A 24,413-nucleotide genomic window follows, 5' to 3' on the forward strand; every position below is an offset into this window, starting at 1 on the left:
GCGGAGCCGGGCACGGGTGAGAGCCGGTGTGGGCGGGTCCGGGCGGACCCGCCCACCCGCGGGAGGAGGACGGTGGTCAACGCGGTGGGGGAGCACCCCCTGGTGGACGGGCTCGCGCGCCACGCCCTGCGCGAGTGGGCCGAGCACGGGGCGCCGACCCCGGACCCGGGGCCCGTGGTGCTGGCCTCGACCCTGCCGCCCGGCGACCCGGTCGCCGCGCTCGCGGCACGGGCGTGGCTGGGCGGTCTGCGCCGGACGACGACCGCGCACCCCGGCCTGTTCGGCGGGCTCGCCGGGCAGCTGGCGGGGCTGCGCCTGCTCGCCGCGGTCCACCCGCCCCTGGAGCGGGCGGCGGAGGCCGTCTCCGCCGCGCTGCACCGGTCCCCGCCCGGCACGCCGGACGGGCTCGCCTACGGCGATTACGACCTGGTCGGCGGACCGGCCGGGGTGCTGCTGGCCCACTGCGTCCCGGCCGCCCGGCCCGGCGGGACCGACGTCATCGCCGCGCGCCTGGCCGCGCTGTGCGAGGAGGGGGCCGGGGGACTGCGGTGCACCGCGTACGACGGGCACGAGCTGCTCGGGTGGGTGCAGGGCCGGATCAACGCGGGGCTGGCGCACGGCGTGCCCGGTGTCGTCGTGGCGCTCGCCGCCGCGCTGCGAGCCGGGTCCGACGTGGCCGAACCGCTGCGCGGGCTGGCGCGGTGGCTGCCGGCCCAGGCGCGCCGCGACCCGCTGGGCATCGTGAGCTGGCCGACCGCCGGGGGCGCGCCGCCGCCGGCGCGGGCCGTGCGGCGACAGGCGTGGTGCTACGGCTGCCCCGGTGCGGCCTGGGCGCTGTGGGAGGCGGGGGACGCGCTGGGCGAGCCGGGGTTCACCACGCCCGCCACGACGGCGATGCGGTCGCTGTGCGACCACTACGACGAGGACTTCCACCTCTACGGCGAGGCGGTGACCGACCGGGTGGCCGTCTGCCACGGCGCCGCCGGGGTGCTGGCGGTCGCGGACGCGTTCGCCACCCACGCGGACCTGCCGGAGGCCGCCGGGCTGCGGCACCGACTGGCGGACCACCTGGGCCGACGCGGCGAGGAGGTGGCCGAGCTCGCGCGCACCGACATGTCGCTGCTCACCGGGGCCGCCGGGGTGCTGGCCGCACTGCGCACCGCGGCCGGGGCTCCGCGCGGCTGGCTGCCCGCCATCGGCCTGCGCTGAGGGCGCGCGGTCAGGTCGCGGTCGCCCGGCCGACCTGGTCGCGCCACCCGGCCTCCAGGCGTTCCAGGGACAAGCCCCGCCGGGTGATCAGGTGGTCGACCAGCGCGGTGTCCAGGGACGCCAGCAGCGCGTAGGCGGTCAGGTCCACGTCGACGGGCGCGCCCGCCTGCCGCAGCAACACGGTGACGTGGGTCAGGCGCACCCGGTACGCGGGCACGGTGAAGCGGCGCGCCGGGGCGGGGTCGGCGGCCAGGTACATGTCCAGGTGGGCGCGTTCGTGGCGCATGGCGGCGGGGCCGAAGGCCAGCAGGCGCGCCACGGGGTCGGCGCCGGGGCCCAGCGGCGGCGGGCCGGTGAGGAAGGACTCCTGCAACCGCTGCTCGTGGTGGTCGAGCAGGGCGAGCAGCAGGCCGGTGCGGTCGCCGAAGCGCCGCGACACCGTGCCCTTGCCGACCGAGGCCGCGCCGGCGACGGCCTCCATGGTCAGGTTCGCCGCCCCGTGCTCCGCGGCCAGCCGGGCGGCGGCCTCCAGCAGCCGGGCCCGGTTGCGCACCGCGTCGGCCCGCAGGCGCGGTCCCGGGTGCAGCACGGGCAGCGGGTCGTGGATCCCGAACCGCTCTCCGGCGGCCGGTGGCGGAGTGGCGTCGGTCACCTCGGCAGCCTAGCCGGAAGAGAAACGGAACACGGCCCGTTTAGATGGGGAGCAGTGTTCGACCGCACCCACACGGGGGTTCCAGAGATGACCGTCCACATCCTCGCGCTCGTCGGCAGTCTCCGAGCCGGCTCGCACAACCGCCAGCTCGCCGAGACCGCCGTCCGGCTCGCCCCGGAGGGCGTCGGGATCGAGGTGTACGAGGGGCTGGCCGACCTGCCCTTCTACAACGAGGACCTCGACGTCGAGGGTGCAGTGCCCGCTGCCGCGACCGCGCTGCGCGAGGCGACCCTGCGCGCCGACGCCGTGCTGCTGTTCTCCCCGGAGTACAACGGCACTATCCCGGCGGTGCTCAAGAACGCTGTCGACTGGTTGTCGCGGCCCTATGGCGTGGGGGCGTTGAAGGGCAAGCCGTTGGCCGTGATCGGCACGGCGTTCGGCCAGTACGGCGGGGTGTGGGCGCAGGACGAGGCGCGCAAGGCGGCGAGGATCGCGGGGGCCGCCGTGCTCGACGACCTGACCCTGTCCGTGCCCGGCTCGGTCACCCGCTTCGCCGAAACGCACCCGGCCGACGACGCCGAGGTCACCGCCCGGCTCGGTGAGGTGCTGGCCGGCCTGTCGGCCAGCGTCACCGCGCCCGCGGGGGTCTGATCTGCGGTGGCGCGGGCGGCGGGTGGGATCACCTGCTGCCCGCGCCACCGCCGCCCAGTTCCCTTCACCCCCAGCTCACGCCGGCCCCGGCTCCCGACCGAGCGGCTGCCAGAATGGCGGCGTGCGGATCAGGGTGCTCGGCCGCCTGGAGGTCTCCGGCCCGGACGGCACGCCCGTCCACCTCGGCGGAGCCATGCTGCGCGCACTGCTGATCCGCCTGGCCGTCGACACCGGCCGGGTCGTCACCACCGACCGGCTGATCACCGACCTGTGGCCCGACACCGCGCCCGCCGACCCCTCGGCGGCCCTCCACTCGCTCGTCTCCCGGCTGCGCCGCGCCATCGGCCACCACACGATCACCTCCTACCCCACCGGCTACCGGCTGGACCTCCCGCCCGAGGAGGTCGACACCGAGGTGTTCGCCCGAGCCGTGGTCGAGGGGCGACCGCGCGAGGCACTGGCCCTCTGGCGGGGCACCCCGCTGGCGGACGTCGCCGACGCCGGGTTCGCGCGGGCGCCGGTCGCCCGCCTGGTCGAGCTGCGGCTGGGCGCGGTGGAGGCCCGGATCGACCTGGACCTGGCGGTGGGCGGCACGCCGGACCTCGTCGCCGAGATCGAGGAGCTGGTGGCGGCCGCACCCCTGCGCGAGGGGCTGCACGCCCGGCTGGTGCGCGCGCTGTGCGCCCGTGGCCGCCAGGCCGAGGCGCTCGCGGCCCACGAACGCGCCCGCGCGGTGCTGGCCGAGGAGCTGGGCGCGGATACCGGTCCCGAACTGCGCGAAGCCCACCGGCAAGCCCTGCGCGCACCGGTTCGCCGCTCGCCGCTGCCCGCCCGGCTGACCAGCTTCGTCGGCCGCGAGCGGGAACTCGACGAGGTGGTCCGGGCCCTCGCGGGCGCCCGGTTGGTCACCCTCACCGGCACCGGCGGCGCGGGCAAGACGCGGCTGGCCGTCGAGGTGGCCGAACGCCTGCTCGCCACCGCCCCGGACGGGGTGTGGCGGACGGGGTGTGGCCGGTCGACCTCTCGACCGTGACCGCCGGGGACGGCATCGGGTCCGCGGTGCGCACCGCGCTCGGCACCACCGACGAGCCCGCCGACGTCCTGGCCGACCGCGACGGCCTGCTGCTGCTGGACAACTGCGAGCACCTGGTGGACGCGGTCGCGGACTTCGCGGCCGACCTGCTGGCCCGCTGTCCCCGGCTGCGCGTGCTCGCCACGAGCCGGGAACCGCTCGGCGTCACCGGGGAGGTGCTGCGCCCGCTCGACCCGCTGCCCGAGGCGCAGGCCGTCGCCCTGTTCACCGACCGGGCGCGGGCCGTCCGGCCGGGGTTCGCGCCCGACGACTCCACCGCGCGGGTCTGCCGGGCGCTCGACGGCATCCCGCTGGCCATCGAGCTGGCCGCCGCCCGCCTGCGCTCGCTCACCCCGGCGCAGCTCGCGCGCCGCCTGGGCGACCGGCTCGGCCTGCTCGATCGCGGACGCCGTCGAGCAGGTCGCCGGCGGCTCGCTGGACCGGTTGGCGTCCCTGGTGGACAAGTCGCTGGTGGTGGCGGTCGACGAGCGCTACCGCCTGCTGGAGACGGTCCGGGAGTACGCGGCCGCCCAGCCGGTCGACGACCTGGCGGAGGTCCGCGCCCGGCACGCGGCCCACTACACCGGGCTGGCCGAACGAGCCGAACCGCGGCTGCGCGGGCCCGAGCAGTCGGTGTGGCTGGACCGCCTGACCACCGAGGGGGCGAACCTCGACCTGGCGATGTCGCCGCGGCTGTTCGCGGCCCGGCTGTGGTACTGGCTGGTGCGCACCCGGCTCGCGGAGGCCCGGAGCTGGGCCGCGGGCATCGACTCCGACCTGGCCCGGGGCCTGCTCGACCCGACCGCGGAGCTGCTGGACCGCCTCGCGACCCGTGACGAGCCGGCGGCCCTGGCCGTGGCCGTGCTCGGCGACCACACCCACCGCGCCCGCCTGACCGGGATCGCCGACCGGCTCGCCGGCGCGGACGACCCGTGGCGGCGCGCGGTCGCGGAGCTGCTGCGGGGCTACGCCGCCGCCGAGATCGGCGACGGCGGCGCGGCGCGCGCCGAACGGCACTACACCGCCGCGGCCCGGGGCTTCCGGGACCCCGGCGACCACCTCGCACTGGCCTACCCGCTGATGTTCCTGTCGGCCCTCCAGGCGGGTCGCGGCGCCACCGCCGAGGCGCAGCGCTCGCTGTCGGAGGCGATGCGCCACGCGCCCGCCGTCCCGGTGCTCGTGCTCGTGCAGTCGGCGGCGCTGTGGGCCCGCACGGGCGACCTCGACCGCGCCCGGCTCGACCTGGAGCGGGCGGAGCGCGCCGCCGCGCGCGAGGACGACCCGCCGGCCCTGGCCCGCGTGCGCAACGGCCTGGCCGAGCTGGCGAGGCTGAACGGGGACACCGCGACCGCGCTGGAGCAGCACCGCGGGGCCCTGGCGCTCGACCCCGCCGCGGCCACCACGCAGTTCCGAGCCGTGGTGCACAGCAACTACGCCAAGACGCCGGCCGAGGTCGGTGAGCCGGACCTGGCGGGGGAGCACCACCGGTTGGCCGTCGAGCCGGCCCGGCGCAGCCACGACGGCCCGGCGCCGGCCTCCGTGCCGGAGGACCAGGCCGCGTGGTGCGCGGCCCGGGGCGACCGCGCGGCGGCGGTCGCGCTGCTGGAGCGCGCCGGGCGGGTGCGGGGCACCGACAACCCCGACCTGCGCGCCGCCATCACCGGGACCCGGTGACCGGCGGCCGGGCCCGCGACCACCGCTCCAGGTAGGCGAAGACCTCCAGGGTGCGGGGCTGGAGGCCCTTGGCGCGGGAACCGGGGAACGTGCCGGGGTCGCGGTCGACGACGAGGTGGTCGACCCCGCGCCGGGCCAGGTCGCAGGCGAGGGTGAGGCCGGTGGGTCCGGCTCCGGCGATGAGAACTCGGGTGTCCATGCCGGGGACGGTGCCGGGGTGCGCTGCCAGCGTGCTGCCGGCCCGCCGGCAGCACCTGCCGGCGGGCTCGGGCCGGGTTCAGCGGTTCATCAGGTCGCGCAGGGCCTTGACGATGTCGGCGGGGGCCTCCTCCGCCATGAAGTGGCCGCAGGACACGGTGGTGTGCTCCAGGTCGTCGGCCCAGGCGCGCCAGCGCGCGGTGGCGTCGTAGCCGAGGGCGGCGCCCCAGTCCTGCTGGAGGACGGTGACGGGCATGGTGAGCCGGTGGCCGGCGCGCTTGTCGGCGGTGTCGTGCTCGACGTCGACGCCGGCGGAGGCGCGGTAGTCGGCGACGATCGAGGTGACGGCGTCGCGGGAGGCGGTCAGGTAGGCGGCGCGCACCTCGGGCGGGATGGCGTCGGGGGAGCGGGTCCAGGTGTCGAGGAAGTGGCCGAAGAAGGCGTCGGGGGCGGCGCTGATGAGCTGTTCGGGCAGGCCGGGCGGTTGGGCCATGAGGTAGAGGTGGAAGGCGACCGAGGCGGTGACGCCGTGCAGCACCTCCCAGGTGTCGAGGGTGGGCAGCACGTCGAGCAGGGCGAGGTGGGTGACGGCGTCCGGGTGGTCGAGGCCGAGGCGGGTGGCGACCAGGGCGCCGCGGTCGTGGCCGGCGAGGGCGAAGCGGTCGTGGCCGAGCAGGCGGGCGAGGGCGACGACGTCGCCGGCCGCGGTGCGCTTGCTGTAGGTGTGGCCGTCGGTGTCGGCGGGTTTGTCGCTGTCGCCGTAGCCGCGCAGGTCGGGGCAGATGACGGTGTGGTCGGCGGCGAGGTCGGTGGCCACGTGCCGCCACATCAGGTGGGTCTGGGGGAAGCCGTGCAGCAGCACGACGGGGTCGCCCTCGCCGGCGGTGGCGACGTTGAGCGCCACGCCGTCGGCGACGGTCACTCGTCGGTAGTGGAAGCCGGGGATGCGCATGGTGGGCCTTCCTGGGTTGTTCGGGCTGCGGTGTGACCAGCGTGGACCGGGCCGATGAGTGGTCGGTCAGCGTTGGGTGAGCGGGCCGGTGGGCGGTGGCCGGGCGTGGGGCTGCCGGGGTGGTGGGGGCGGGTTAGAGTGCGCGGCTCGGGAGGGAGGTCGGTGTCGGTGCGGTTCGGCGTGCTCGGTCCGCTGGTGGTCGAGGACGGCCGGGGTCCGGTGGGGGTGGGCGGGCCGCGGCACCGGGCGGTGCTGGCGCGGTTGGTGCTCGCGCGTGGCCGGGTGGTGCCGGTGGAGCGGCTGGTCGACGACCTGTGGGAGGAGCCGCCGGCGGGTGCGGTGGGCGCGCTGCGGACGTTCGTGGCGGCGTTGCGGCGGGCCCTGGAACCCGATCGGCCGCCGCGCGCCCCGGCTCGGCTGCTGGTGACCGCGCCGCCCGGGTACGCCCTGCGGGCGGAGGTGGGGGCCGTGGACGCGTGGCGGTTCGAGGCGGCGGTGGTCGGAGCGGCGGTGGTCGGAGCTGGGGTGGTCGGGTCGGGGGAGTTGTCCGCCGGGGCGGCGTTGGCGCGGGTCGAGGAGGCACTGGGGTGGTGGCGCGGGCCCGCCTACGCGGAGTTCGCGGACCTCCCGTGGGCGCGGGGTGAGGCCGCGCGGTTGGAGGAGTTGCGGCTGCTGGCGCTGGAGCGGCGGGCGGGGGCGCTGGTGGAGCTGGGGCGGGCGGCGGTGGCGGTGCCGGACCTGGAGGCGCACGTCCTCGCGCACCCCTGGCGGGAGGAGGCGTGGCGGCTGCTGGCGCTGGCGCTGTACCGGGCGGGTCGGCAGGGTGACGCGCTGGGTGCGTTGCGCCGGGCGCGGGAGGGGTTGGCCGAGGCGTTGGGGGTGGACCCGGGCCCGGACCTGCGGCGGTTGGAGGCGGACGTCCTGGCGCAGGCGCCTCACCTGGTCGAGGTGGGCGGGTCGTCGGAGGTGGCGGCGGGCGGTGGGGGCGCGCCCGGGTCGTGCGATCGGGCGGAGGAGGGCGGTGGGGGCGCGCCCGCGTTGGTCGGTCGGGCGGAGGAGGTGGCTGGGTTGGTCGCCGCCGCCGAGCGGGCCGCCGGGCTGCGGCGGCCCGCGCTGGTGCTGGTGTCCGGTGATGCGGGTGCGGGCAAGACGGCTCTGGCGGAGGCGTTCGCCGGGCTCCTGGGTGCGCGCGGGTGGATCACCGCCTGGGGCGCCAACCCGGACGCGGAGGGGCTGCCCGCGGCGTGGCCGTGGAGCCGGGTGCTGGACGCCTTGGCCGCCGCCGGTCACGGCCTGCCGGCGGGGGACGGCCCGGCCGGCGGCGATCCGCTGGTGGCTCGCTTCCACCGGCACCGCGCGGTCGGCGCGCACCTGGCCGGGGTGGCCCGCCGCGCCCCGCTGCTGGTGGTGCTCGACGACCTGCACTGGGCGGGGGAGGAGACCCTGGACCTGCTGGCCTCGGTGGTGACCGACTCGGCCGCCCACCCGGTGCTGGTGGTGGCGACCTACCGCACCACCGACGTCCCCGCGGCCCTGGCCGACCTGCTCGGCCGGGTCGCCCGTGCCGAGCCGGTCCGCCTCTACCTGGGTGGTCTGCCCGCGGCGGTGGTGCCGGCGCTGGTGCGCGCCACGACCGGCCACGAGGTCGATCCCGCCACCGCGGCGGCGATCCACCGGCGCAGCGGTGGCAACCCGTTCTTCGTGCGCGAGCTGGCCCGGCTGGTCGTGGCGGAGGGGGCGGGCTGGGCGGAGTCGGTGCCGCCGGGGGTGCGCGACGTGGTGCGGTTGCGGCTGGCGGGCCTGTCCGAGCCGGTCCGCGAGGTGCTGCGGTGGGCGGCGGTGATCGGCGGCGACCTCGACCTGGAGCTGCTGGCGGTCCTGGTCGGTCCGGGTGTGCTCGACGCGGCGGAGGTGGCGGCCCGGCGCGGGTTCCTCGTCGAGCGCGGTCCGGGGCGGTTCGGCTTCGCCCACGCGCTGGTGCGGGACACGCTGCACCAGGACGTGTCCGGTTCGCGCCGGGCCCGGTGGCACGCCGCGGCGGGGGAGGCGTTGGAGCGGCTGCGCCCGTGGGCGGTGGACGCGCTGGCCCACCACTTCCTGCTGGCCGAGAGCCCGGGGACCGATGCCCGCGCCGCCCGGTATGCCCGGGAGGCCGCCGAGCGCGCCGAACGTCACCGCGCCCCGCACGAGGCGGCGCGGTGGTGGCAGGCCGCACTCGCCGCCCACGACCGGCCCACCACTGACCGGCCCGCCCACGACCGGCCCGCCACCGACCAGCCCGCCGACACCCACGGATCGGCCACCAGGCTGGAACTGGTCATGGGCATGGTCCGCACCCAAGCCGTCACCGGGGACCTCGACCGAGCCCGCCACCACCGCGCCGAGGCGGTCGAACTCGCCGACCGCCTGGGCGATCCCGACCTGACCGCCCGCGTGATCGGCGCCTTCGACGTGCCCGCGATCTGGACCGACCACGACGACCCCGACCTGGCCCGCCGGATCGCCGGGATCACCGAGCGCACCCTGGCCGCCCTCCCACCCGACCGCACCGAGACCCGGGGCCGACTGCTGGCCACCCTCGCCCTGGAGCTGCGCGCGACCGGCGGTGACCGCGCCCGCGCCGCCGCCCGCGAGGCCGAGGCGCTGGCTCGCGAGTCGGGGAATCCGGCGCTGCTGGCCCTCGCCCTCAACGCCCGCTTCATGCAGTCGTTCGACCGCGCCGGCCTCGCCCCGGACCGCGCCCGCACCGGCGCCGAACTGGTGGACCTGGCCCGCCGGCACGACCTGGTCACCTTCGAGGTCCTGGGTCACCTGGTCCTGCTCCAGGCCCGTTCGGCGCTGGCCGACTTCACCGCCGCCGACCGCCACGCCGCGGCGGCCGACCGGTTGGGCGAGGACCACCGGCTGCCCCTGGTGGGCGTGTTCACCCGCTGGTACCGGGCGATGCGCGCCACCGCCACGGGGCGGACCACCGGGGTGGAAGCCGCCTACCGCGCCGCCGCCGCCCACCTGGCCGGCACGGGGATGTCCGGTGTGGACGGCGGCGTCCTGTCGTTCGCCCTGCTGTGCCACCACCTCCAGCGCGGCGATCCCCCGGCGCCCGACACCGGGTTCGGCGCCTACGAGCCCTGGTGCCGTCCCCTGCTCGACCCGGCGGCGGGCACCGCCGTCCCCGATTCGCCGCGCGACCTGCTCTACGAGGCCCGCACCTGCCTGCACGCCGCCGTCGCGGTCCGGCGCGGCGACCGGTCGACCGCCGAGCGCCTGTACGCCGACCTCGCGCCGGCCGCCGACGAGGTGGCGGGCGCGGGCAGCGGGATGCTCACGCTGCGGCCCGTCGCCCACCACCTCGGGGACCTGGCACGCGTCCTGGGCCGTCACGGGGCGGCGGCCGACCACTACCGCCACGCGCTGGTCGTGGCCGACCGCGCCGGCGCGCCCCACTGGGCGTCCGCCGCCCGCACCGCGCTCGCCACGACCGGGGCCCTCAAGTCCTGAGTGGAGTGTGGCGTGCCGATACCCCGTCGCCGGCGGGAGTGGTGGCGCGCACCACGGCGAACCCGACCCGGTGGTCCTTACGATTCACCGCAACGCGAGCGGCGGTCGTCGCTCATCCTCAACGGGGAGGTCGCGTCATGTCCGTTCGTCGCCCCGCCACCGCGGTCCTGACCGCCGCGGTGGTCGCCGCGGTGGCCGTCGTGGGGTTGTCCGCGGCGGGTCCGGCCCGAGCCGCCTCGCTCCAGGAGGTGACCGGTTTCGGCACCAACCCCGGCAACCTCCAGATGTTCCGCTACGTGCCCGACGGGCTGCCCGCCGGTCGCCCGGTGGTCGTCGCGCTGCACGGCTGCACCCAGAACGCCACCACCTACGTCGCCGGCACCGGGTGGGCGAAGCTGGCCGAGCAGTGGCGCTTCTCGGTGGTCTTCCCGCAGCAGCGCACGGGCAACAACCTCAACTCCTGCTTCAACTGGTTCGAGCCCGGCGACACGCGGCGCGGCGCGGGGGAACCGCTGTCGATCAAGCAGATGGTCGACCGCACCCGCCAGGACACCGGGGCGGGCGCCGCCTACGCCAGCGGCCTGTCCGCGGGCGGCGCGATGACCTCGGTCCTGCTCGCCACCTACCCCGACGTGTTCTCCGGCGGCGGCGTGGTCGCGGGTCTGCCCCACGGTTGCGCGACCTCGGTGGCGCAGGCGTACGGGTGCATGAGCCCGGGGGTGAACCTGACCCCGGCCCAGTGGGGTGACCGGGTGCGCGCCGCCCACTCCGGCGGGCCGCGCCCGAAGGTGTCCATCTGGCACGGCACCGCGGACACCACCGTCGTCCCCGCCAACGCCGACGAGCTGGTGGAGCAGTGGACCGACGTGCACGGCACCGACCAGACCCCGGAGGTCAGCGACACCGTGGCCGGCTACCCGCACCGCGTGTACGGCGGGGTGGTGGAGCTGTACCGGATCACCGGCATGGGTCACGGCCACCCGGTCGACCCCGGTTCGGGTCCCGCGCAGTGCGGCGCGGCCGGCGCCTACGTCCTGGACGTCAACATCTGCTCGGCCTACCACATGGGCCGTTTCTGGGGCTTGGACGCGGGCTCGCCGACCCCTACCACGACCTCCACGGGCACCACCCCGCGACCCCCGTACACCGCGACGGCCTCCGGCACCGCGACCCAGCACTACGTCGCCGGGCGCGTCGGCGTCGCCGACTACAACACCCTGGGCGCCCGGTACGGCTACCTCGCGGCCTTTCCGCTCTACCGGTGCTCGACGGGGTGGACCGACAAGCCGGACTGCTCACCCCTGTGACCCGGGTCGGGTCTCGGGGCTGACCGAGGGCCGCACCTCGACGATGTTGGCCGCGTCGAGCACGAACGTGGTGCGGCCGGGCAGCAGCACCGACACCCAGGCGCGGTCGGTCTCGGGGTCCACCAGGGGTGTCCCGGTGACCACGCCGGTGAGGAACGCCTCCGGGGCGAACACGTCGGGGTTGAGGTAGGTGACGATCGACCCCCGTTGGGGGAGGGACGGGTGGGCCATGACCAAGACCTCCGACGCCGGGCCCGCCGCGCCGTCCGCGAGCGGTGCGCTCGGGTACCCGGCGTCCGGCGCGGCAACCACGCAGGTCAGGTGGACGGCAGCAGGGCGTGCGCGCGGTCCGGGCCCCACTCCGGCAGCAGCGGGGTGGCGTCGTCCTGGAGGCGGCCGTGCCGGTGCTCCGGCACGGCGCGGGTGATGGCACCTGCCACAGCAGTTCGGCGGCCACCGACAGCGGCTTGGGGCGGCGCACCAGGGGAACCAGGTCGCTGTAGTGCTGCTTGCCCCGCACCGGGTGGCCCATCAGACCCGCCGGCGTCCGGCAGGTAGGCGCGGCCGGCGTCGGTCGAGTCGACCGGCAGCGCCGGTCCGCCCACCACCGGGTTCAGCCGTCGCCGAGCATCCCCGCCCGCCGGGCCGCCCGCGCGATCAGCGCCGAGGTGGCCCCGCCGTGCTGGTGGGGGAAGGTGTGGGCGCCCGCCGTGGTCTCCGCCCACCCGTCGCGGGCGGCCTCGGCCAGCCGCTCCACCCACCCGCGGGGTGAGAACGCGTCGTGCTCGCCGCGGACCAGCAGCGTCGGGCAGCGCACCCCGGTGATCACCTGCTCGGGCCGGTCGTGCTGGGCGGAGCGGACGAACCGGGCCAGGTCGCGGGGCCCGCCGCGCAGGTAGTAGGGCACGGTCACGGGCACCAGGCCGGGCGGCTCGCGCCGGGAGTTGCGGAAGTGGGCCCGGAACAGGGCCGGGAACCGCCGCTGCTCCGGCGGGAACGTCGGCCCCATCAGCACCAGCGCGCCCACCCGGTCCGGGTGGTCGGCGGCGACGTGCAGCGCGGCCTGCGCGCCGGTCGAGTGGCCGACCAGCACCACCGGGGTGTCGCCGACCACCAGGTCCAGCCACCGGGCCGCGGCGGAGGCCACCGCCCGCACCTCCGCCGCGCACGGCCGCGGCCGCCGGTGCCCGAACCCGGGCAGGTCCAGCAGGAACGACCGCGCCCACCCGCCGCAGCCCGCCGGCGCGTCGGTCAGGTAGCCCAGCGCGCCGAGCCCCGGCACCAGGACGACCACCGGGCCGTCCTCCCGACCGGACCCGGCCTCCAGGCTGCGGACACCGCCGTCCCAGCGGACCCGGTGCGGCTGTCGACCGTCCCGCACGCGCGTGCTGCTCCCGGTGGTCACGCACCACCGGTTCACCGCTCCGGGTGACAGCCAAACCCGGTCGGGCGGGGTGCGCGATCCGCTCCCCGCCCGCTCACCGGCCCCGGCTGAGCCAGTCCGACAGGTGCGGCGCCTCCGCGCCCACGGTGGTGTCGTCGCCGTGCCCGGTGTGCACCACCGTGTCGGCGGGCAGCGTCAGCAGCCGCCGGGAGATCGAGCCGACGATGGTGTCGAAGTCCGAGAAGGACCGCCCCGTCGCGCCGGGCCCGCCCCGGAACAGGGTGTCCCCGGTGAACACCGCGCCCAGCTCGGGGACGTGGAAGCAGCACGCGCCGGGGGAGTGGCCCGGGGTGTGCAGCACCCGCAGCCCGGTGCCCGCGATGTCGAGGACCTGCCCGTCGGCCAGTTCGCCGTCGGGGTCGGTGTCGGGGTGGGTCAGCCGCCACACCACCAGGTCGTCGGGGTGCAGCAGGACCGGCGCGCCGGTGGCCGCGGCCAGCGCGGGCGCCACCCGGACGTGGTCGTCGTGGGCGTGGGTGGCCAGGATCGCGCGCACCCTGCGCCCGGCCACCACCCCCAGGACCTTGTCGACGTCGTGGGGCGCGTCGACGACCACGCACTCCTCGTCGTCCCCGATCACCCAGACGTTGTTGTCCACGTCGAAGGTCTCGCCGTCGAGGCTGAAGGTGCCGCGGGTGACGCCGTGGTCGACGCGGGTGCTCATCGGAACTCCACCACCGAGCGCAGGACCTCGCCGCGGTGCATCTTGGCGAAGGCTTCCTCGACCTGGTCCAGCGCGATGGTCTCGGTGACGAAGGCGTCCAGGTCCAGCCTGCCCTGGAGGTGCAGGTCGATGAGGTAGGGGAAGTCGCGGGAGGGCAGGCAGTCGCCGTACCAGGAGGACTTCAGCGCGCCACCGTGGGAGAAGAGGTCCAGCAGCGGCATCTCCAGCCGCATGTCCGGCGTGGGCACGCCGACCAGCACCACCGTCCCGGCCAGGTCGCGGGCGTGGAAAGCCTGCTTCCAGGTCTCCGGCCGGCCGACCGCGTCGATCACCACGTCCGCGCCGAACCCACCGGTCAGCTCCTTGACCCGCGCCACCACGTCCTCGTCGCGGGCGTTGACGGTGTGGGTGGCGCCCAACCCGGTCGCCCACTCCAGCTTGCGCGGGTCCAGGTCCACCGCCACGACGGTGGTCGCCCCGGCCAGGCGCGCCCCGGCCACCGCCGCCGCGCCCACGCCGCCGCAGCCGATCACGGCCACGGAGTCGCCGCGGCCGACGTTGCCGGTGTTGACCGCCGCGCCCAGCCCCGCCATCACCCCGCACCCCAGCAGGCCCGCCACCGCGGGGGACACCCGGGGGTCGACCTTGGTGCACTGCCCGGCGTGGACGAGGGTCTTCTCCGCGAACGCCCCGATCCCCAGCGCGGGGGACAGCGCCGTGCCGTCGGCCAGGGTCATCGGCTGGGCGGCGTTGTGGGTGTTGAAGCAGTACCAGGGCTTGCCCTTCAGGCACGCCCGGCAGGACCCGCACACCGCCCGCCAGTTGAGGACCACGAAATCACCGGGCGCGACGTCGGAGACGCCCTCGCCCACCGACTCCACGACACCGGCGGCCTCGTGGCCCAGCAGGAAGGGGTACTCGTCGTTGATGCCGCCCTCGCGGTAGTGCAGGTCGGTGTGGCAGACCCCGCACGCCTGCACCCGGACCACCGCCTCACCCGGCCCAGGGTCGGGCACCACGACGTCGACCACCTCCACCGGCGCGCCCTTGCTCCGGGCCACCACACCACGAACCGTCTGAGCCACGGGATTGCCTCCTCGATGAAGTGCTGTCGGGTGCGGGGGTCAGTCCCGCGCGGGCCGGGGCAGGAGCAGGTGGACGGCGAAACCGGCCAGGGTGAGCAGCACCGCCTGGTAGGCGGTGGCGGGTTCCCTCGGCCACGAGCCGGTGAACACCGCGTCCAGCTCGGTGGTCACCAGGCCCGCCAGGGTCGCCAGGCCGACCGCGTGCCAGCCGAAGAACCCGGCCGCCCACGCGGTCAGCGGCCACCGGTTGCGCCCGGGGCGCAGCAGCAGCCACACCGCGGACGCGCCCGCCGCCGCGTTGAGCAGGACCCCGGTGCCGCGCAGCCCGTCCGCGTCCACCGACACCAGCGAGGCGAGCGCCTGCGCCACCACCAGCACGACCACGGCCCACGCGCCCACCCTCGTCCGGTCCACCCAGCGGATGCTAGATCACCTCCGCCCGCGGTCGCCGGTCGGAGCCGGGCGCGACCGCCGCCCCGCGCGTGGCCCCGCGCCCGAACGCATCCGGGAAATCGCCGGCCGACGCCCCGAACCCCTTGTTACGCTGCCGGTTCCGGCCGCGCCGATGCCGACGAACGGGGACGTCGCACGCACGGCCCGCGGGAGGGGCGTGGGGGATGGGGCTTCCCTTGGTCGGCCGCGCGGCGGAACTCGACCACGCGCGGGAGGCGCTCGCCCGCGCCCTGTCCGGCCGGGCGACCGCGCTGCTCGTCGAGGGCGAACCGGGCATCGGCAAGAGCCGCCTGCTGCGCGAGGTCGAGGCCGGGGCGCGGGAGCGCGGCTTCGAGCTGTTCACCGGCTCCGCGCACGAACTCGACGCCCGCCGCCCGTTCCGGGTGTTCACCGACCTGCGGTCCGGCGACCGGTCCGGCGACCGCCTGCGCGCCGCGCTCGACTCGGTCGACCCGACCGCCGCGGGCCGCCCGGCCACCGGGGACGAGTCGTTCACCGTGATCGAGACGATCGTGGAGTGGTTCGAGGAGCGCACCGCCCGCACGCCCGTGGCCCTCGCGCTGGAGGACCTGCACTGGGCCGACACCTCGACCCTGACCGCGATCGGCGCCCTGGTCCGGCACCTGGCCGACCGGCCGCTGCTGGTCGTGGGCACCCTGCGCCCGGTGCCGCGCCGCAAGGAGGTGGACCGGCTCCTCGACCGGCTCGCCGCCGCCGACGGGAAGGTGCTGCGGCTGGCGGGGCTGACCCCCGACGCCGCGGTCGAACTGCTGCACCGGGCACTGGACGCCGAACCCGGCGCGGGCCTGCGCCGGCTGGCCGGGGCCGCCGGCGGCAACCCCCTGTTCCTGCTGGAGCTGCTGCGGGCCCTCGACCAGCGGCAGGTGCTGCGCCGCGCCGGGAACCAGGTCGACACCTCCGCCGGCGCGGTGCCGCCCGACCTGCGCCAGACGCTGCTGCTGCGCTACAGCTTCCTGCCCGAGACCACACTGGACCTGCTGCGCCTCATGGCCGTGCTCGGCACCTCCTGCCTGGCGGGCGAACTGGCCGCGGTCAGCGGCCGGCAGGCGGTGGACCTGCTCACCGAGCTGCGCCCCGCCCTGGCCACCGGCGTGGTCGACGGCTCCGGCGAGCGCCTGGCGTTCCGGCACGAGATGTTCCGCCAGGCCCTCTACGAGGACGTGCCGCCCGCGCTGCGCGGCAGCCTGCACCACGAGGTCGTCCGCGCCCTGGCCGCCGCCGGCGCGCCGGCCGCCCGGGTCGCCGAGCACGTCGAGGTCGCCGGCGCGGCCTCGCCTGAGACGACCGCACCCGACGCGGCGGCCTGGTACTGGCGCGCCGCCCGCGAGTGCGCCCGGCACTCCGTCCCCTCGGCCCTGCACTGGTACGAGCGCGCCCTGGGGGCGCTGCCCGAGCACGACCCCGCGCGACCCGGCCTGGTCGTCGAACTGGCCCCGCTGCTGGTGCTGTCCGGTCGCGTCGCCGAAGCCGAGGCGCTGGCCGGCACCGTGTTCACCACCACCCTCGACCGGCCCGCCAGGGCCAGGCTGGCCGTCCTGGTCGCCCACGCCCTGGTGCGGCAGGGCCGGTGGCAGGAGGCGGGCCACCGGATCACCCTCGCCGCCGAGCAGTGCGCCGACCCGCTGGCCCGCGACATCACCCTGGGTCCCGGCGCGTTCCTGCGGCTGATGACGGGGGAGGTCACCGAGGCCGTGGCGCAGGCGGAGCGGTCGCTCGACGCCGCGCGGCGCGCCGGGAAGGCCGTGGCCGAGGCGACCGCGCTGATGACGCTCACCCTGGGCGCCGCCGCCCGCGGCGCGGTCGACCGCGCCCTGGTCCTGGGCCGGGAGGGCACCGCCACGGCCGCACCGGCCGCCACCTCGTTCGACGGGTTCCTCATCGCCGACCTGTGCCTGGGCGTCGCCCAGGCCGACGCCGACCGGCTCGCCGACGCGCGCGCCACCCACCACCGCGGCCTGGCCGACGCCTCCCGCTCGGGCAACGCCAGCGTCCTGCCGTACTACCAGGCCAACCTCGCCATCGCCGAGCTGCACGCCGGCTCCTGGGACGACGCCGCGACCGGCGCCGGGGCCTGCCTGGCGCTGGCCCGCGACACCGCGACCCGCTGGAACTTCCACGTCCTCGCGGTGCTGGCCAGGATCGCGCTCGCCCGGGGCGAACCGGACACCGCCGCCGACCTCGTCGAACGGGCCCGGACCGAACTGCGGGCCTGCGGCGCGGTCCTGGGCGCCGACTGGGTGCTGTGGGTGGAGGCGCTGCTGCTGGAGCAGCGCGGCCGGCCCGCCGACGCCGCCGCCACCGCGGCCCGCGCCTGGGACCTGCTGCCCGAGCTGCGCTTCCTGCACACCAACTGGATGGCGCCACCGGACCTGGTCCGCATCGCGCTGGCGGCGTCCGACACCGCCCTGGCCCACCGGGTCACCGGGGACACCGAGGCCGCCGCCCGGCGCTTCGGCACCGCCTCCGCCGCCGGCGCCGCCCTGCGCTGCCGCGGCCTGGTCGAGGACGCGCCGCACCACTCGCTCCAGGCGGTCGACGCCTACCGCGACGCGCCCCGCCCCGTGGAACTGGCCCTGGCGTGCGAGCAGGCGGGCACCGCGCTCGCCGCCGCCGGGCAGGTCGACGCGGCGCGCCCGCTGTTCCACCGGGCCCTCGACGCCCTCGACGAACGCGGTGCGGTCGGCGAGGCCCGGCGCGTCCACGCCGTGATGCGCGGCCACGGCCTGCGCCGGGGACCGCGCGGCCGCCGACGCCCCGCCACCACCGGCTGGGACTCGCTGACCGGGACCGAGCTCGTGGTGATCCGCCACGTCGCCGAGGGCCTCACCAACACCGAGGTGGCCAAGCGGCTCCACGTGTCCCGCTACACCGTGGAGACCCACCTCAAGCACGTCTTCGTCAAGCTCGACATCACCTCGCGGGCGGCGCTGGCCGCGGAGTTCGCCCGACGCGGGTGAGCGGGGAGGCGGAAACCGGTCCGCCTCCCCGCGCCGGTCAGGTCAGTACCAGCCCCACAGCACGTAGCCGTAGCTGCCGGTGCTGCCCCACTGCCCGTAGGCGCAGTAGGTCGGGTACGCCTTGAACTGCTGCGAGAACATGCAGGCGCTCAGGTCGTACCACATCTCCATCTGGTGCCACGAGGCGGCCGCGCGCAGCTCCGCCGCCTCCGCCGACACCGCCGAGGTCGGGGAGGGCGCCGCCGTCGCCGCCCCCGCGCCCAGCACCCCGGTCAGGCCGACGGCCGCCGCGATGGCGGCACCGGCCGCCACGTTCCTGATCCACATGGTCGTTCCCCCGTTCCCGGTCACGCGTACAGGTCCCAGATCGCCGGCGAGCTACCCGCCCGGTACGAGCAGATGTAGCCGGTCCACCAGCCGTGGTAGATCCCCTGGAAGCCCGCCAGGTCGCAGTCGTAGTAGTTGTAGTAGCCGCCGCGCCACACCGCGGCGACGGCCACCTCGCCCGACCCCCGCTCGACGCCCGCCCGCTCGCCGCCGCTGTCGGCCTGGGCCGCGCCCGACCCCCCGACCAGGGCCGCGACCGCCAGGCCGCCGGCCAGGGCCAGCCGCACCTTCCTCCCGATCATCCGTCCTCCCCTCGTCCGCCCGCCTGCCGGGCGATGTACCCAAGCCTCGCGAACCCGACCGCCCCGAACATCCCTGAGACCAGGGAGATCCCGGGCCGCCGGCGGCCCGGTGGCGAGCCGCTGAATGGCGGTACGCGTCCGGACGGGTGACGATGGGACCGGCCCGGGGCGGCTCACCAGGCCCGCCGGGCGGCCGGCCCCGGACGAAAGGCGACCACGACGTGCACGCCTCGACACAGCCCACGGACCCGCAGCGGTTCGCCCTCGACGTCACCCGCCGCGCCGACGCGGTGGTGGTGTCGGTCGCCGGGGAGGTGGACGCGGTCACCGCCCCGGAACTGCGCCGCGTGCTCGGCGAAGTCCTGCGAGAGCCACCCGCCGTGGTGGTGGTCGACCTCAGGGGGGTGGCCCTGCTGGCCTCGGCCGGCCTGGCGGCGCTCATCGCCGCGCACGACCAGGCGGTGCCCGAGACCCGGCTGCGGATCGTGGCCACCGACACCACCCCCGCGATGCGCTCGGTGCAGCTCACCGGCCTGGGCGACCTGCTGGTGGTCCACCCCACCCTGGACCAGGCCCTGGCCGCCGGCTGAACACCCTCACCCCACGTACCAGGTGACCTCGACCACCCCGGCCCGCTCCCGCAGCCCCGCGCACGCCCGCCGCTCCACCACGACCCCGGTCACCCGGCACACCCACCCGCCGCCGCGCCCCGAGGGCGTGGTGAAGCCACGCGACCCCAGGTGCGCCCGCACCGCCGCCCGGTCCCCGCCGAACCCCACCACCCGGGCGCAGCCGCCCGAACCGCACACCGGATCCGCCTCCACGGCCCGCAGCCCCACCGGACCCGGCAGGACCCCCTCGTCCCCGGGCGGCGACTCGTCCAGCAGCACCAGGTCGCCCAGGGCCAGCGCGAACCCCAGGCACAGCACCACCGCCCACGGCACGCAGCCCGCCGGCCGCCGCTCCACCCGCGCGCCCACCAGGCACACCACCGCCGCCGACAGCGGGTACAGCCAGCACACCTCCGCCGCCGACGGCACCCACCGCCCGGACCACCCCAGGCCGTGCGGCAGCGCGAACCACGCCAGCAGCACCAGCAGCACCACCCCCACCGGCACCCCGACCCGCCGGGACCGCCGCGGGTCGGCGCACCACACCAGGACCGGCACCACACCGAACAACACCGTCGGCGCCACCCCTACCGCGAACACCCCCAGCGCCACCGCCGTCGACACCACCGCCACCCGCCACCAGTGCTCCACCCGACCGATGCTCGACCACCCGTGTGCGCGCACCGGGGTGGGGAGGTGCGGGAACGGTGCAGATCCCCTTGCGAGACTGGGCGCCATGAGCGGCCGAACCGGAACCGGGCTGGACGTGGCGACCGTGGTGGCGCGGGCGAGCCGCGACGCGCGGGACGCGCCACCCGAACTCCTCGACGGCTACCTGGAGGACCTCGCCGAGGTCAGCGCCACCGGCGCCCAGCTGGGCCCGGAGCGGCTGATGGCCCGCCACGGCACCGGCGCCCGCGCCGCCACCCTGGGCGTGCCGCTGCGCGACCTGGTCGACCTCTACCTGAGCGCCACCTGGCTGGCCTGGCCCGCGAGTTCGTCGACGACCTGCTCGACGGCCGCAACCCCGGGGACCTCGCCGAGCGCGCCGAGCGGTTCGGGCTGCGGCTGGCCGGCAGCACCGTGGTGGCCGCCGCGCGCGCCGCGGAACCGGTCATCGACGGCGGCGAGGTCTCCCGCGACGTGGAGACCGCCCTGCACCTGCGGCTGGGCTCCCGCGACGTGCTGGTCACCACCAAGGACGGGCTGCTGGTGTGCGTGGCGCCCGAGGCGATGGGGGAGGCGCCCGAGGAGTTCGCCCGCCAGGTCGCGGCGGCGCTGGGGACCGAACCGACCTGGCGCGTCGGCCTCGGCCGCCCGCAGCCCGGCCCCGGCGGTCCCGTGCGCTCGTTCGAGCAGGCCCGCAACGCCCTGGACATCGCCCAGCGGCTCGACCTGCCCGGCCGCGTGCACCGGGCCGCCGACCTGCTCGTCTACCGGGTGCTGCTGCGCGACAGCGCGGCGCTGGCCGACCTCGTCGACGCGGTGCTGGAACCGCTGCGGCGGGCCCGCGGCGGCCCTGGACCGCTGCTGGACACCCTCGCCGCCTACTTCGCGGCCGGGCGGGTGGCCACCGCCTGCGCCCGCGAGCTGCACGTGGGCGTGCGCACCGTGACCTACCGGCTCCAGCGGGTCCGCGAGCTCACCGGTTACGCCGCCGACGACCCCCGGCAGGGGTTCACGCTCCAGACCGCGGTGCTCGGCGCGAAACTGCTGAGCTGGAACGGCCAGGGCGCGCCGGAGCCGGGGAACCACCCGGGGTGATCGGCCTGCGTGACCGGCCTGCGGCCACCGCCTCGGGCCCGAGCGCACGGGACCCGAGGCCCCTGAAGAACCGGTCAGACGGGGGTCTCCGCCGCCTCGTCCGGGTGGCCTTTGCGCCGCGCCTCGCGGTCGCGCCGCCGGTCCAGCAGCCGCATGACCGGCGTCGCCGACAGCCCGTGCAGCACCACCGAACCGATCACCACCAGCGCCACCACCCGCCAGATCACGCCCTCCTCGGCGAAGTGGCCCTCCTCCAGGGCGTAGGCCACGTAGAACAGCGACCCCACCCCGCGCACGCCGAAGAACGAGATCGCCATCCGCTCGCGCGGCCCCGTGCTCCCGCCCGCCAGGCCCACCAACCCGGCCACCGGCCGCACCACCAGCAGCACCACCGCCGCGAACAGCACCTCGCGCCACCCCGTGCCCGCCAGCAGCCCGGACGCCGCCGCACCCCCCAGCAGCAGGATGATCACCACGGTGAGCATCCGCTCGGCCTGCTCCACGTACTGGTGCAGCACGTGGTGGTAGTCGTGGCGGCGCTCCGCGGCCCGCACCGTGCAGGCGCACACGAACACCGCGATGAAGCCGTAGCCCTCGACCAGCTCCGCGACCCCGTAGGCCAGGAACGTCGCCGCCAGCGCCACGAACCCCTCGGCGTGCTCGGCCAACCGGAACTTCTCCGACGGCGCGGAGAAGAACAACCGGCCCAGCAGCCAGCCGACCAGCACCCCGATGCCCACACCCGCCGCGAGCCGCCACAGCACGTCCACCAGGACCCACTCGGCCAACCAGCCGCCCGGCGCCACCCCGACCAGGCTGATCGCCACCGCCGCGTAGGTGAACGGGAACGCCAGCCCGTCGTTCAGGCCCGCCTCCGAGGTCAGCGCGAACCGCGCCTCGTCCTCGTCGGACTCCGGGTGCTCGGCGGGCTCGGCCACCTGCACCTCACCGGCCAGCACCGGGTCCGTGGGCGCCACCACCGCCGCGAGCAGCACCGCGGCCGCCACCCCCACCCCCAGCAGCCCCCAGCCGAGCACGCCGACCGCCAGCATGGTCAACGGCATCGTCACGCCCAGCAGCCGCCACGTCGTGCCCCACCGCCGGAGGCCGACGGGCCGGTTGAGCGCCAGCCCCGCGCCCATCAGCGAGATGATCACGCACAGCTCGGTCAGGTGCAGTACGACCGACCCGTGCAGCCTGGGGTCCAGCTCCGGCAGCGGCTCGGCGAAGCCGAACGCCAGCGCGCCCGCCCCCAAGAACACCATCGGCATCGAGATCGGCGCCTTGGCCAGCAACCGGGGCAGCAACGCCGCCGTCAGCGTGACCAGGCCCGCCCCGGCGTACAGGGCCGGGCCGAGTTCCACCAGGTACCTCCTGCGATGTCGCGTCGGACCCGTCAGGTACCCGGACCCCGACCGACAAAACACCCGAACGAGACCGCCACTCGTCACCTGATCGGCCCAATGTGTCCATAGTGGACAACTGTGCGCGCGGGATGTTGCCAACCGGGCTCGAACGCCTGCACTACGCCGGGACTGGGAGCGCTCCCAGAAAGAATCGCCGCCGGTGGAGCGCCCCCGCCGCAGCCGCGCCGAAACCGGGTTCCAACGTCGGAAGGTCGGGACAGCAGCACATGAGGACGACACGACCGGGCCGGGCGCGGTGGCGCCGGGCGGCGGCACTCGTCGCGGCGACGGCGCTGACCGCGCTCGCCTGCGCGGCCGCCACCCCCGCCGCCTCGGCGGCCCCGCGGGAGGACTGGCTGCACGTCGAGGGCAACCAGATCGTCGACGAGGCGGGCAACCGGGTGTGGCTCACCGGCGCCAACTGGTTCGGCTTCAACGCCACCGAGCGCGTGTTCCACGGCCTGTGGTCGGCCAACATCGCCGAGGTCACCAGGTCGATGGCCGACCGCGGCATCAACATCGTCCGGGTGCCGATCTCCACCCGGCTGCTGCTGGAGTGGAAGAACGGCCAGGCGACCGCCCCCAACGTCAACACCCACGTCAACCCCGAGCTGGCCGGCCTGAACAGCCTCCAGGTCTGGGACCACTGGCTCCGGCTCTGCGAGCGCCACGGGCTCAAGGTGCTGCTGGACGTGCACAGCGCCGAGGCCGACAACTCCGGCCACGTCCACCCCGTCTGGTACAAGGGCGCGATCACGACCGAGCTGTTCCACCAGGCGTGGGAATGGGTCACCGCGCGCTACCGGGACAACGACACCATCGTGGCGATGGACGTCAAGAACGAGCCGCACGGCACCCCGAACCAGCCGCCGCGCGCCAAGTGGGACGGCTCCACCGACGTCGACAACTGGAAGCACGTCTGCGAGACCGCGGGCAGGCGCGTCCTGGCGATCAACCCGAAGGTCCTGATCCTGTGCGAGGGCGTCGAGGTCTACCCGCGCGCCGGTGAGACGTGGCAGTCGCCCGACACCGACCCCGACCTGTCCCCGAACTACCACCACACCTGGTGGGGCGGGAACCCGCGCGGCGTGGCCGAGCACCCGGTCGACCTCGGCGCGCACCAGGACCAGCTGGTCTACTCGCCGCACGACTACGGCCCGCTGGTGTTCAACCAGCCGTGGTTCGACAAGCCGTTCACCAAGGAGTCGCTGATCGCCGACGTGTGGCGGCCGAACTGGCTCTACCTCCACGAGCAGGGCGCCGCGCCGCTGCTGATCGGGGAGTGGGGCGGGCGGCTCGGCCAGGACGAGCGGCAGGACCGGTGGATGGCCGCCCTGCGCGACCTCATCGTGGAGGAGGGCCTGCACCAGACGTTCTGGGTGCTCAACCCGAACTCCGGTGACACGGGCGGCCTGCTGCTCGACGACTGGAAGACCTGGGACGAGACCAAGTACGCCCTGCTCAAGCCCGCCCTGTGGCAGCACGCCGGCAAGTTCGTCGGCAAGTTCGTCGGCCTCGACCACCAGGTCCGCCTCGGCGGCGAGGGCAGCACCACCGGCATCAGCCTGGGCGAGCGCTACACCGACACCGGGCTCACCCCGAACACCCGCTACAGCTACGCGCTGCGAGCCAAGGACGCGGCGGGCAACCTTTCCCCGGCGACGGCCGAGGTGACGGCCACGACCCGGCCGGGCACGGGCGGCGGCTCCGGCTGCACCGCCATCTACCGCACCACCACCAGCCGGCAGGGCGGCTTCCAGGCGGAGGTCGCGGTGACCAACACCGGCACCGCCTCGACCCGCGGCTGGAGCGTCGAACTGTCCGTCGCCGGCGGGCGGACCATCACCAGCCTGTGGAACGGCACGCTGACCGGCGGCACGGTCACCAACACCGCCCACAACGGCTCCCTGGCGCCCTCGGCCTCGGCGACGTTCGGGTTCGTCGCCAACGGCCAGGCGACCGGCGGTGTCACCGCGGTGAGCTGCACCGCGACCTGACCCCGCCGGACCGGGCGCGGCCGGACAGCACCCCCGGCCGCGCCCGGTGCACCACCTCCCTCCTGGTGCGCCACCTCTCGCCCGGTGCGCCACTTTCCGGGCCTGATTCGCCACCTCCCTCCGGGTGCGCCACCTTCCGGGCCCGATTCGCCACCTCTCGCCCGGTGCA

22 protein-coding genes and 1 pseudogene are annotated in these 24,413 nt (G+C 76.3%); 10 read left to right on the forward strand and 13 right to left on the reverse strand.

Annotated features, from left to right (window positions below; genetic code table 11):
* Positions 1-72 precede the first annotated feature (72 nt).
* Positions 73-1,209 (forward strand): lanthionine synthetase LanC family protein, encoded by a 1,137-nt coding sequence (locus ACFP3R_RS01790; RefSeq protein WP_380632049.1) that lies wholly within the window; start codon positions 73-75, stop codon positions 1,207-1,209.
* Positions 1,210-1,219: 10 nt separating this feature from the next.
* On the opposite strand, the gene ACFP3R_RS01795 is transcribed toward ACFP3R_RS01790, so the two are convergent.
* Complete coding sequence (locus tag ACFP3R_RS01795) at positions 1,220-1,861, reverse strand: TetR/AcrR family transcriptional regulator (protein ID WP_380632051.1); 642 nt, start codon at positions 1,859-1,861, stop codon at positions 1,220-1,222.
* A gap of 87 nt (positions 1,862-1,948) precedes the next feature.
* Here ACFP3R_RS01795 and ACFP3R_RS01800 point away from each other — a divergent pair, with 87 nt between their 5' ends.
* From ACFP3R_RS01800 to ACFP3R_RS01810, 3 genes are all read left to right on the forward strand, one after another.
* Entirely contained in the window at positions 1,949-2,512 is a 564-nt protein-coding gene (locus tag ACFP3R_RS01800) for an NADPH-dependent FMN reductase (RefSeq protein ID WP_380632052.1), read from the forward strand.
* Between the two features lie 121 nt (positions 2,513-2,633).
* Entirely contained in the window at positions 2,634-3,545 is a 912-nt protein-coding gene (locus tag ACFP3R_RS01805; RefSeq protein WP_380632053.1) for an AfsR/SARP family transcriptional regulator, read from the forward strand.
* Between the two features lie 483 nt (positions 3,546-4,028).
* Positions 4,029-5,258: a hypothetical protein gene (locus tag ACFP3R_RS01810; protein ID WP_380632054.1), complete on the forward strand. Its 1,230-nt coding sequence runs from the start codon at positions 4,029-4,031 to the stop codon at positions 5,256-5,258.
* Positions 5,259-5,295: 37 nt separating this feature from the next.
* Here the strand turns inward: ACFP3R_RS01810 and ACFP3R_RS01815 are convergent.
* Both ACFP3R_RS01815 and ACFP3R_RS01820 read right to left on the reverse strand, forming a co-directional pair.
* Positions 5,296-5,457 (reverse strand): annotated as a pseudogene (locus tag ACFP3R_RS01815) (FAD-dependent monooxygenase); the annotation flags it as partial.
* Between the two features lie 78 nt (positions 5,458-5,535).
* On the reverse strand, positions 5,536-6,408 hold the full coding sequence (locus ACFP3R_RS01820) for an alpha/beta fold hydrolase (protein WP_380632056.1): 873 nt from the start codon (positions 6,406-6,408) through the stop codon (positions 5,536-5,538).
* 168 nt (positions 6,409-6,576) lie between these two features.
* Here ACFP3R_RS01820 and ACFP3R_RS01825 point away from each other — a divergent pair, with 168 nt between their 5' ends.
* Together ACFP3R_RS01825 and ACFP3R_RS01830 are read left to right on the forward strand one after the other, a co-directional pair.
* Positions 6,577-9,906: a BTAD domain-containing putative transcriptional regulator gene (locus tag ACFP3R_RS01825; RefSeq protein ID WP_380632127.1), complete on the forward strand. Its 3,330-nt coding sequence runs from the start codon at positions 6,577-6,579 to the stop codon at positions 9,904-9,906.
* Between the two features lie 137 nt (positions 9,907-10,043).
* Positions 10,044-11,213: an extracellular catalytic domain type 1 short-chain-length polyhydroxyalkanoate depolymerase gene (locus ACFP3R_RS01830; RefSeq protein WP_380632057.1), complete on the forward strand. Its 1,170-nt coding sequence runs from the start codon at positions 10,044-10,046 to the stop codon at positions 11,211-11,213.
* Here the strand turns inward: ACFP3R_RS01830 and ACFP3R_RS01835 are convergent.
* The 6 genes from ACFP3R_RS01835 to ACFP3R_RS01860 form a co-directional block, all read right to left on the reverse strand.
* Positions 11,202-11,444, reverse strand: coding sequence for a hypothetical protein (locus ACFP3R_RS01835; RefSeq protein ID WP_380632059.1), 243 nt, complete (start codon positions 11,442-11,444; stop codon positions 11,202-11,204). The genes ACFP3R_RS01830 and ACFP3R_RS01835 overlap by 12 nt on opposite strands.
* Positions 11,445-11,530: 86 nt before the next feature.
* On the reverse strand, positions 11,531-11,653 hold the full coding sequence (locus tag ACFP3R_RS01840) for a hypothetical protein (RefSeq protein WP_380632060.1): 123 nt from the start codon (positions 11,651-11,653) through the stop codon (positions 11,531-11,533).
* Positions 11,654-11,826: 173 nt separating this feature from the next.
* Positions 11,827-12,594 carry an alpha/beta fold hydrolase gene (locus ACFP3R_RS01845; protein ID WP_380632061.1) on the reverse strand — a complete coding sequence of 256 codons (768 nt, stop codon included), beginning with the start codon at positions 12,592-12,594 and terminating at the stop codon, positions 11,827-11,829.
* 97 nt (positions 12,595-12,691) lie between these two features.
* On the reverse strand, positions 12,692-13,321 hold the full coding sequence (locus ACFP3R_RS01850) for an MBL fold metallo-hydrolase (RefSeq protein WP_380632063.1): 630 nt from the start codon (positions 13,319-13,321) through the stop codon (positions 12,692-12,694).
* Positions 13,318-14,406 carry an S-(hydroxymethyl)mycothiol dehydrogenase gene (locus ACFP3R_RS01855; RefSeq protein ID WP_380632064.1) on the reverse strand — a complete coding sequence of 363 codons (1,089 nt, stop codon included), beginning with the start codon at positions 14,404-14,406 and terminating at the stop codon, positions 13,318-13,320. Before ACFP3R_RS01855 ends, ACFP3R_RS01850 begins: the two co-directional genes overlap by 4 nt.
* Positions 14,407-14,445: 39 nt before the next feature.
* The gene (locus ACFP3R_RS01860) at positions 14,446-14,820 is read right to left on the reverse strand and encodes a hypothetical protein (protein ID WP_380632066.1); all 375 of its coding nucleotides are present in this window, start codon (positions 14,818-14,820) and stop codon (positions 14,446-14,448) included.
* Positions 14,821-15,023: 203 nt separating this feature from the next.
* Here ACFP3R_RS01860 and ACFP3R_RS01865 point away from each other — a divergent pair, with 203 nt between their 5' ends.
* A complete protein-coding gene (locus ACFP3R_RS01865) occupies positions 15,024-17,837 on the forward strand; it encodes a helix-turn-helix transcriptional regulator (RefSeq protein ID WP_380632067.1) in 2,814 nt (937 codons plus the stop codon).
* A gap of 42 nt (positions 17,838-17,879) precedes the next feature.
* Here ACFP3R_RS01865 and ACFP3R_RS01870 read toward each other — a convergent pair whose 3' ends face one another.
* Both ACFP3R_RS01870 and ACFP3R_RS01875 read right to left on the reverse strand, forming a co-directional pair.
* Positions 17,880-18,164, reverse strand: a complete 285-nt coding sequence (locus tag ACFP3R_RS01870) for a hypothetical protein (protein WP_380632068.1) — start codon at positions 18,162-18,164, stop codon at positions 17,880-17,882.
* 20 nt (positions 18,165-18,184) lie between these two features.
* Positions 18,185-18,466 (reverse strand): hypothetical protein, encoded by a 282-nt coding sequence (locus ACFP3R_RS01875; protein ID WP_380632069.1) that lies wholly within the window; start codon positions 18,464-18,466, stop codon positions 18,185-18,187.
* Positions 18,467-18,687: 221 nt separating this feature from the next.
* On the opposite strand from ACFP3R_RS01875, the gene ACFP3R_RS01880 reads away from it, so the two are divergent.
* Entirely contained in the window at positions 18,688-19,056 is a 369-nt protein-coding gene (locus ACFP3R_RS01880) for an anti-sigma factor antagonist (RefSeq protein ID WP_380632070.1), read from the forward strand.
* 6 nt (positions 19,057-19,062) lie between these two features.
* On the opposite strand, the gene ACFP3R_RS01885 is transcribed toward ACFP3R_RS01880, so the two are convergent.
* Positions 19,063-19,728, reverse strand: coding sequence for a hypothetical protein (locus ACFP3R_RS01885; RefSeq protein WP_380632071.1), 666 nt, complete (start codon positions 19,726-19,728; stop codon positions 19,063-19,065).
* 45 nt (positions 19,729-19,773) lie between these two features.
* On the opposite strand from ACFP3R_RS01885, the gene ACFP3R_RS01890 reads away from it, so the two are divergent.
* Positions 19,774-20,841 carry a PucR family transcriptional regulator gene (locus tag ACFP3R_RS01890; protein ID WP_380632072.1) on the forward strand — a complete coding sequence of 356 codons (1,068 nt, stop codon included), beginning with the start codon at positions 19,774-19,776 and terminating at the stop codon, positions 20,839-20,841.
* A gap of 74 nt (positions 20,842-20,915) precedes the next feature.
* Here the strand turns inward: ACFP3R_RS01890 and ACFP3R_RS01895 are convergent, their stop codons facing one another.
* Positions 20,916-22,205 carry a cation:proton antiporter gene (locus ACFP3R_RS01895; protein ID WP_380632074.1) on the reverse strand — a complete coding sequence of 430 codons (1,290 nt, stop codon included), beginning with the start codon at positions 22,203-22,205 and terminating at the stop codon, positions 20,916-20,918.
* A gap of 269 nt (positions 22,206-22,474) precedes the next feature.
* On the opposite strand from ACFP3R_RS01895, the gene ACFP3R_RS01900 reads away from it, so the two are divergent.
* The gene (locus ACFP3R_RS01900; protein ID WP_380632075.1) at positions 22,475-24,244 is read left to right on the forward strand and encodes a cellulase family glycosylhydrolase; all 1,770 of its coding nucleotides are present in this window, start codon (positions 22,475-22,477) and stop codon (positions 24,242-24,244) included.
* Positions 24,245-24,413: the final 169 nt, after the last annotated feature.

It is taken from the genome of Saccharothrix lopnurensis (assembly GCF_042658445.1).
GTDB lineage: Bacteria > Actinomycetota > Actinomycetes > Mycobacteriales > Pseudonocardiaceae > Actinosynnema > Actinosynnema lopnurensis.